6 protein-coding genes are annotated in these 8,058 nt (G+C 67.5%); 3 read left to right on the top strand and 3 right to left on the bottom strand.

What is annotated here, in order from left to right; all coding sequences use genetic code 11:
* Positions 1–205: 205 nt before the first annotated feature.
* The 3 genes from AC1DS3_RS32725 to AC1DS3_RS32715 form a co-directional block, all read right to left on the bottom strand.
* Positions 206–1,147, bottom strand: coding sequence for a DUF535 family protein (locus AC1DS3_RS32725; RefSeq protein ID WP_477128785.1), 942 nt, complete (start codon positions 1,145–1,147; stop codon positions 206–208).
* Between the two features lie 454 nt (positions 1,148–1,601).
* A complete protein-coding gene (locus AC1DS3_RS32720) occupies positions 1,602–2,831 on the bottom strand; it encodes an MFS transporter (RefSeq protein WP_441641557.1) in 1,230 nt (409 codons plus the stop codon).
* Positions 2,832–2,950: 119 nt separating this feature from the next.
* Entirely contained in the window at positions 2,951–4,432 is a 1,482-nt protein-coding gene (locus tag AC1DS3_RS32715) for an SLC13 family permease (protein WP_441641556.1), read from the bottom strand.
* Between the two features lie 136 nt (positions 4,433–4,568).
* Between AC1DS3_RS32715 and AC1DS3_RS32710 the strand changes: the two genes are divergently transcribed.
* The 3 genes from AC1DS3_RS32710 (at position 4,569) to AC1DS3_RS32700 (ending at position 7,752) form a co-directional block, all read left to right on the top strand.
* Entirely contained in the window at positions 4,569–5,369 is an 801-nt protein-coding gene (locus AC1DS3_RS32710; protein ID WP_441641555.1) for an AraC family transcriptional regulator, read from the top strand.
* Positions 5,366–6,430, top strand: coding sequence for an FUSC family protein (locus AC1DS3_RS32705; RefSeq protein ID WP_441641554.1), 1,065 nt, complete (start codon positions 5,366–5,368; stop codon positions 6,428–6,430). Before AC1DS3_RS32710 ends, AC1DS3_RS32705 begins: the two co-directional genes overlap by 4 nt.
* Before the next feature lie 191 nt (positions 6,431–6,621).
* A complete protein-coding gene (locus tag AC1DS3_RS32700) occupies positions 6,622–7,752 on the top strand; it encodes an IS110 family RNA-guided transposase (RefSeq protein ID WP_441641108.1) in 1,131 nt (376 codons plus the stop codon).
* Positions 7,753–8,058: the final 306 nt, after the last annotated feature.

Below are 8,058 nucleotides of genomic sequence, written 5' to 3'. Positions count from 1 at the left end.
CTCAAGTCGGCCGGCTGTTGCGCTTCGAGCAGGAAGGTCAGGTGACTGGAAAGCATCGCGCCCGAAAGTTAACACTTCGGCGCAGCGTTTACAACTTCCTCTGACGCTACATACAAAAATGCCGTTCAGCTCTTAACTGAACGGCATTAAGGCCGAAGCCTGCGTTTTCTTGTGTGCATCCACGGCGGCCCGCCGCCGCCCTGCCTCACGCCGCAAGCGGCTCCGCGCTGCCCGGCGCAATCACCTGCGTCAGCGCAGGCGCCGGGGTGGTTGCTTGCGGCACGGCAGGCGCCGCGAACCAGCCGTGCACGGCCGCGTGGATGGCCTCTACCTGGGCCAGCTTGCGCCGGTATGCGGAGCGCTTCTTGGACGGCAGCGCCATCACATCGCGGCGCGGCTGGTTGACCGGCACCTCGACGTTGCCGCAAGGCATTGGCTGGCCCGCGGACTCCATCCAGAAGCCCTCGTAGTCGCAGCGGATCTCGCGCGGGGTATGGCGTTGGCGGCCCACGTGATTCTTCTTGCTGACGCCTACGATGCGCTGCACCCCGAGCAAGGCGGCAAAGCCGAGCAACGCTTCCATGACCGCGTCCTTGGGACGCAGGCCTTCGCAGGCCTTGGTGGATTCGCGGATCAGGTCACGGCTGCTCTCGCCCATGGGGCCTTGCAGGCCCCCGACGAAGATCTCCGTGCCGTCCTTGCGCTGCGCCAGGTAGAAGCTGAGCTGGCTCAGGCACACGCCGCTGGCCGTGTCCAGCCAATAAAAGGCCAGTTCGCCTTCCTTGGGGTTCGGCCCCGAATCCGCCAGGCGCAACCTATAGCGGCCGTCGCCCATCACCCATTCGAGCCCGCCGCCCACGTAGACGCGTTCGCTCAGCGCCAGCGGCACCAGCGTGCTCATCGCACGGTAGTGATCCAGCACCGTACGCATGCGCTCGCGAAAGCTCAGCCCGCATGCGCCAAGCGGGCGATACGGGCGCTCGAGCAGCGAAGGCTTGGCCATGGCCACGCGCCGCATCAGCGCGCAGGAGTCGACCGCCTGCAGCCAGCTGCGCACCGCGGCAAAGCGGAATGCGGACCGGCAGATCAGCTTGAAACGCTTGAGTATCCACTTCTTGCCGCCCGGCGGGTGGCAAAACGCCGACAACGCAGTGAGCGCCGCCAGATARCGAAAATAGAAAAAAGGYCCGAGATCSWGAAARAATCCCYTGGCAYTRAGCCCCGACAACCATTGAAGGCTCGAGATTGGTCCTTGCACCACTTGACGCTCCCCTGTTCCCGATGCAGCAAAGCCGGTATCCGGTCTTGTGGTGCTGCGCTTACGATTCGAAACCGCCGCGCCCGCCACGACGGCGACGGGGCAGGCGGCCAGGCGTAGCCTGGATCACGGGGCAAGGCCGGCAGCGTGGGGGACCACCGGGCCAAGTGTTTCGGCCCCGTAATATTTCGTAACGAATAGTAATACGTCTGGTTGACAGGGAATGCAGTCATTTCCCTTGGAACGAAAAAAAATTTCGGCGGGGCGCCCGGGAGCATCGATAGATCAGGGCGCTGCCCGGATCAAGCGCACAGGGCGCGCGCCCGGCCCCGGCGATCCGGGATCAGCGCGGCGGCGCGCCCGCGGGCCGCCGCTCGGTAGCGAAGTACAGGCCCGCCATGGCCGGCAGGCCGAAGCCGATCCAGCTGGTGAGCGTCCAGCCGCCTTGGGCAAAGGCCCACGCCCCGACGGCCGATGCCACGGCGCCACCGGTGAAGAAGATCGCCATGAACAGCCCGTTCAGGCGGCTGCGATAGGCGGCGCCCAGGGCAAAAATGGCGCGCTGGCCCACGACCAGGGTGGCTGCCACGCCAAAATCCAGCGCGATGGCGGCAATCGTCAGCGCCGCCAGGGCTAAGGGCGAGCCGGGCGTGCCGGCCTGGCCCAGCACAAAGGCGCCGGCCGCGAGCAACATGGCGAGCATGGTCATGCCCCGGCCACGGCCGCGATCGGCCTGGCGCCCGGCGATGGGCGCGGCCACCGCACCCGCCACGCCAGCCAGCGCGAACAGGGCGATGCCCTTCTGGCTCAGGCCGAACCCGGGGCCGGCGAGCCACAGGGGCACGGTGGTCCAGAACAGGCTGAACGCCCCGAACATGCATGCCTGGTAAGCCGCACGCCGGCGCAGCACGGGCTGCGCGCACAGCAGCTGCCACATGGACACCAGCAGCGCGCCATATCGCACCGCAGGCGCCGGGCGGCGATCCGGGAGCAGCCGCATGAGCACGGCGGCGAGCAGGGCCATACCCACGGCCGAGCCCGCGAAGATGGCATGCCAGCCCCACAGGTCGGTGACCAGGCTGGCGGCCGGGCGGGCCAGCATGATGCCCAGCATCAGGCCGCTCATGACATTGCCGACGACACGGCCGCGCGCATGCTCAGGCGCCAGGTGCGCGGCAAACGGCACCAGGACCTGGGCCGCCACGGAGCTCAGCCCGATGCAGACGGCCGCCAGCAGAAACACCCCGGCATGGCCGGCCAGCGCCGCGCCAGCCAGTGCGAGTGCGCTGGCGGCCAGCAGGCTGCAAATCAGCCGGCGGTTCTCGATGATGTCGCCCAGCGGCACGATCAGCAGCAGGCCCGCGCCGTAACCGGCCTGGATCAGGGTCACGATCAGGCCCGCCGCCTGCGGCGACAGCCCCAGCGCGTGGCCGATCGGGCCGATCAACGGCTGCGCGTAATACAGGTTGGCCACGATCAGGCCGCAGGCAGTGGCCAGCAGCAGGGTCATCCAGCTTGCGCCGCCCACGGGGCTAGCCTGCGCTTGCGGCGCGCAGTGCGCTCTTGTCGTCATGATTGCCTTCTACGGTGGAGCTCGGCTTACCCGCATGCCAGCCTACCCGGGGCTGGGGTTAACCAGAGGTCGAAGGCCGAGATCATGCCTCAGTTAGCGCAAGCTTGCTGGCAGCGCGCTCAAGGCAGGTAGCCCAGCAAGCGCCACCAGAAGTAATCCAGCGGCAGCAGCACCAGCAAGGTCAGCGCGGCCAGCGCCAGGCACATGCGGGTTCCGTCGCGCAGCCCCACGCCACCGAGCTGCATGGCGATCACGATGGGTGGCGACTGGTAGGGAAAGAACACCGTGGAAAACACGGGAACCTGCAGCATCAGCACGGCTTCCAGCGACAAACCCGTGGCCTGCGCCAGCTGTTTGGCCAGCGGCGTCAGCACGGCCGGCAATCCGGGTAGCGTCGTCATGAGCCCCAGGCTCGCCCCGACCGCGCCAAGCGCGGCCACATTGGCGGCGGTATGCCCCGGCGAAAGGGGGAGCCAGCGCAGCAGCGCCGTGCTGATGGCGCCCCCCAGCCCGGTGGATTCCACCACAGCGCCCAGGCCGAGAAAGCCGGCCACATAGATCAGGGGCGTGAGGTGCACCTGCTCGGCCAGCATGCGCGAGGAAACCAGGCCCACGCCCGGCAGCAGGCAGACGATGCATGCCGCCAGCGAGATCCAGGCCGGCGAGACGCCGTGCAGCGTGTCGGTGGCAAACCCGGCCACGGCCAGCACCAGGATCACCGCCAGCAGCTTTTCCTGCCGGCTCGGCGCGCTCGCTTGCTCGCGCGGGAGTGCCGCGATCGGTCCGTGCTCGGGAAACAGCCGGCATACCAGCCAGACCAGCATCACGGTCTTGAGCAAGCCGAGGATGGGGAAATGCAGCAGGAGATAGCTGCCATAGCTCAGGTTGACGCCATACAGGGAGCTAGCCGCGCCGAGCAACACGCTGTTGGGGATATTGGCCGGCAGGATGGTGGTGGGCGGCATATAGCTGGCGGCTGCCACGGTCAGCACCATGCCGATGCGGCCGTTGGAACCCGGTGCGAATCCAAGCCGGTCGGCCAGCGCCAGCACGATCGGCATCAGCAGCAGCACCCGCCCGGTGGTCGAGGGCATCAGGAATGCCAGCCCCACGGCGCTCACCGCCACGGTGCCGATCACCTGGCGATAGCTGCCCACCCGGCCCCGGAAGATGATGGCCGCCAGGCGTTGCGCCAGCCCGGTCTGGCGCAACGCCACGCCGGTTACCGCGCCACCGAACATGAGCCACCACGCGGTAGAGGCAAAACCCGAGAACACCACGGAGGCCGGCGCCACGTGCAGCACGACGGCGCACAGGAAGAACAGCAACGTCGTAGCCGGCTCGGGCAGCACGCCCAGCGCCCAGCAGCACACGGTGGACGCCACCAGCGCGCCCGCCAGCACCAGCCCGCCGGGCGCGCCGGTGGCGCGGCCCACCAGCCATACCGCGGCTACGCACAGGGCGATGACCAAGGCGGCGCGCGCGCTGTCCGACAGCTTGCCCGCGGATGCGGGGCCCGCGGCGGGTGGCGCCTTGGAAGCGGCGGGATTGCCGGGAAGGCTGGCCGGGGGCGGCAAGCCGGTCTGACTGGTATTGCTCATGCGAGGGAACTCCGTGGTGCTCATGCGATGAGCGCCATCGTAGGACGCGCCGATCTGGCCGGGTTACACTTCTCGGGCAATTTCTTACGAATACCAGCCACACCCGAAAACCCGCGCCAAAGCCGCGCCGAGCCAGATGCCACGCACCACCTACCAGCCCGTCCCGCTGACCCAGCCCACCGCCGAGCAACCGGTCATCGTGCATCTGCGCCTGCCGCCGCCCAACGCCATCATTCGCCGCCATCGGCATGCTTGGGGGCAGATCTCGTGCCCCTCGCGCGGCAGCATGCGGGTGACCGCGGCAGGCACCACCTGGGTGGTGCCGACCATGCGCGCGGTGTGGATTCCGCCGGATGTGGAACACGAGGTGGTCACGCTGGGCGACGCAGCGCTGCATGCCTGCTATGTGCTGCCGCAGGCGGCGCCGCTTTCGCTCACCGCCTGCGTGGTCGTGGAAGTGTCGGCGTTGATGCGCAACCTGATGGTGGCGCTGACCGACGCGGCCAGCTTGTCCGCGCCACGGCGCCAGCTAAGCGCGGCCTTGCTGCTCGAGGAGTTGCGCACCGCGCCCACGCTCTGGCCGGGGCTGGCCTTGCCTACCGACCGCCGCCTTAAAGCCTTGTGCGATGCCTTGATGGAGCAGCCAGGCTCAGCGCTAAGCCTGGCGCAATGGGCCGAACTGACGGGTGCCAGCGAGCGCACCCTGGCGCGCCTGTTCCGCACCGAGCTGCGCACCAGCTTTGCCGCCTGGCGCCAGCAATTGCGGCTGGCGCACGCCGTGGACCTGATGAGCCGCGGCAAGCCGCTCGCGCACGTGGCGGCCGAAACCGGCTATGCCAATGCCGGCGCCTTCTCCACCATGTTCCGGCGCGCGCTGGGACAGGCGCCGCGCGATTTTCTGGCGGCGGAGGCCCGCAATCACGGGAGGGGACATTGAGCGCAAAGACCCATCTTGCCAAAGCCATCCATTGGCCCGCCGGCGCGCAGGTGCATCCTCGCGAGATGCTCGCGGCAGCCCTGGGCATGGGCATGCCGCTGCTGCTCGCTGGCGCCATGGGGCAGATCGCGCTTGGCCAGGCCGCCGCGCTCGGCAGCCTGGCGATCGGCGCCGGGGCGGTCGCCGGATCCTGCATCGATGCGCAAGACGAATCCCGCATCAGGCCGCTGGCGGCCCTGCTTGCACCGGTTGCGGCTGCCGCGGCCATCGCTGCCGTCGCGGCAGGCCACGGCGCCCTGACCGATGTCATTGTGCTTTTGCTGGCAGGTGCGGCGGCCTGCATTGGCGGCTACAGCCGCCCGCTCGCGATCGCGGCCACGCGCTTCGTCCTGTTCCTGATCATTGCCACCGGTGCGGCAAGCGCTGCGCCGCATCGGGCAGGCTTTCTCCTGCTCACGCTGGCCGGCGCGCTCTGGACCTGTCTGCTGTGCCTGCTCCTCGCGCCGAGGGCCAAGGCGCTGGCGCAGCCCGGCACGCCCTTGGCGTTGCCCACCACGGCGCAGCGCCTGCAGCGATGGCGGCGCACGCTGTCGTATTGGGCCGGGTGGCAATACACGCTGCGGCTGGTGCTCGGCCTGGGCTGCGCCTGCATCCTGCGCTGGCTGCTTCCGGGCCATCACTTCGAATGGATCACGCTGACCGTGGCGATCCTGCTGCAGCGGCAGCCGGAGGGCTTCGCCGTCAAGGCCACGCAGCGGGTGGCCGGCACCCTCCTCGGCGTGCTTGGCGCGAGCTTGCTGCTGGGCCACCAGCTCCCGTACTGGCTGGTGGCATTCAATGCGGGATGGCTGGCCGGCATCCGGCCACTGCTGCGCCTGCGCAACTACCTGGCCTACTCGGCAGTCATGACCCCGCTGATGGTGATGATCATGGGCGCCAGCCGGCCGGCCGACGCCGGCATGCTGATGGACCGCGTGGCGGCGACGGCGATCGGTGCCGTCATCGTGCTGCTGGTCGACCGGATTGCCCTGAAGGCAGCTGGCGGCGAGCTTGCCAACTAACTTCGCCCTGCTCAACGAAGCCGCTGAACAGGCCAAAGCCGCACGCCATAACGACGGCTGTCTCTCCCTCTCCCCTCATGGGGAGAGGGCCGGGGAGAGGGGTGGCTGAATCAAACGCGGGTTAGCATGACTGCCAGAGCCGCATGGTGTGGACAGTGCCACACCCGGCGATTTCCAGCGCGGAGGCCAGCATGGAACACGATAGCACTTTGTACGTGGGTCTTGACGTCCATAAGGACTCGATCACGGTCGCCTACGCACTCGGCGCGGGCGAGGTCGAACTGCTTGGCAAGATCGGTACCTCGAAGGCCGATATCGATCGCCTGTGCAAGCGCCTGCAGTCTAAAGCGAGCCGGATCCGCATCGTCTACGAGGCAGGCCCTTGCGGCTATGGCCTTTACCGGCAGCTTGCAGGGAAGGGATTCGAGTGCATGGTGTGCGCGCCGTCGCTGATCCCGAAGAAACCCGGCGAGCGCGTCAAGACCGATCGGCGCGATGCGGTCAAGCTCGTGCGATCGCTGCGCGCCGGCGACCTCTCGGCGGTGTACGTGCCCAGTRTGGAGGACGAAGCGTTCCGGGATCTGTCACGCGCGTGGGTCAGCGCCAAGGACGATCTGAAGCGCGCCCGGCAACGGCTGAAGGCCTTTCTGCTTTCACATGGGGTGCGCTACAGCGGCAGAGCCGACTGGGGACCCGCGCACCGGCGCTGGATCAGTACCTTTGCGTTCGACACCGTGTGGCAGCAACTTGCCTTTGACGAATATCGACGTGCCATCGAGGATCGGCTCGCGCAATGCAGCCGTCTCGAAGCGGCCTTGCGCGAGGCMGTGGTCAACTGGCGCTTCTATCCGGCCGTACTGGGCTTGCAGGCCATGCGCGGCGTGCAGTTCACCACGGCGATAGGCATGCTCGCCGAATTGGGCGATCTCTCGCGCTTTGTGCGTCCGCGCCAACTGATGGCCTGGCTCGGGGTGACGCCCGCAGAACACTCATCGGGGGAAAAACGGCGCCAAGGCAGCATCACCAAGAACGGCAATAGCTATGCAAGAAAGCTGCTAATCGAAGCCGCCTGGAGTTACCGGCACCCGGCACGTGTGAGCCCCGAGATTCAGCGCCGGCACGAAGGCATCCCGAAGGCCATCGTTGACCGCTCCTGGGACGCCCAGGTTCGACTGTGCCGGCGCTATCGGAGACTTGCCGCGCGCGGCAAGAACCCGAACATTGCGGTGGTTGCGGTGGCCCGCGAACTGAGCGGGTTCATCTGGGACATCAGCCGGCTCGCCATGTCGCTTGCCATACCGAACGCGGCGCAGACAACGTAACCCAGCGCCAAGGTACCAACCTATCTGCCACCTACTGTGGAGCCAGTTTCCTGAAGRGCGACGTAGCCCGGCACACGAGCAACCCGCGACCTAGCTAGGCAACGGATTTCATCCGACTTGCGGCCTTAGATAGCGGCAGGCTCATTGGGCGGACCTCTGTAATGCGGTAACCAACCCGCGGATATCAGCGTGATCCACCGTCGAGACTTACTGCTACGTCGCCCTCCAGGAAATTGGGGAACAACATGCAACTGTGAAACTGAATCAAACCAATCTCGATTGACACGGGGGAGTCATATCAGCTAG

Source organism: Cupriavidus sp. 01L46 (genome assembly GCF_056399905.1).
Note: the sequence above shows the minus strand (reverse complement) of the source record. Positions and strands in the feature narration are given on the sequence as shown.

Bases quoted from the DNA above. Each gene is read 5' to 3' on its own strand.
- AC1DS3_RS32720 (WP_441641557.1), bottom strand. From the start codon at position 2,831: ATGACGACAAGAGCGCACTGCGCGCCGCAAGCGCAGGCTAGCCCCGTG.
- AC1DS3_RS32715 (WP_441641556.1), bottom strand. From the start codon at position 4,432: ATGAGCAATACCAGTCAGACCGGCTTGCCGCCCCCGGCCAGCCTTCCC.
- AC1DS3_RS32710 (WP_441641555.1), top strand. From the start codon at position 4,569: ATGCCACGCACCACCTACCAGCCCGTCCCGCTGACCCAGCCCACCGCC.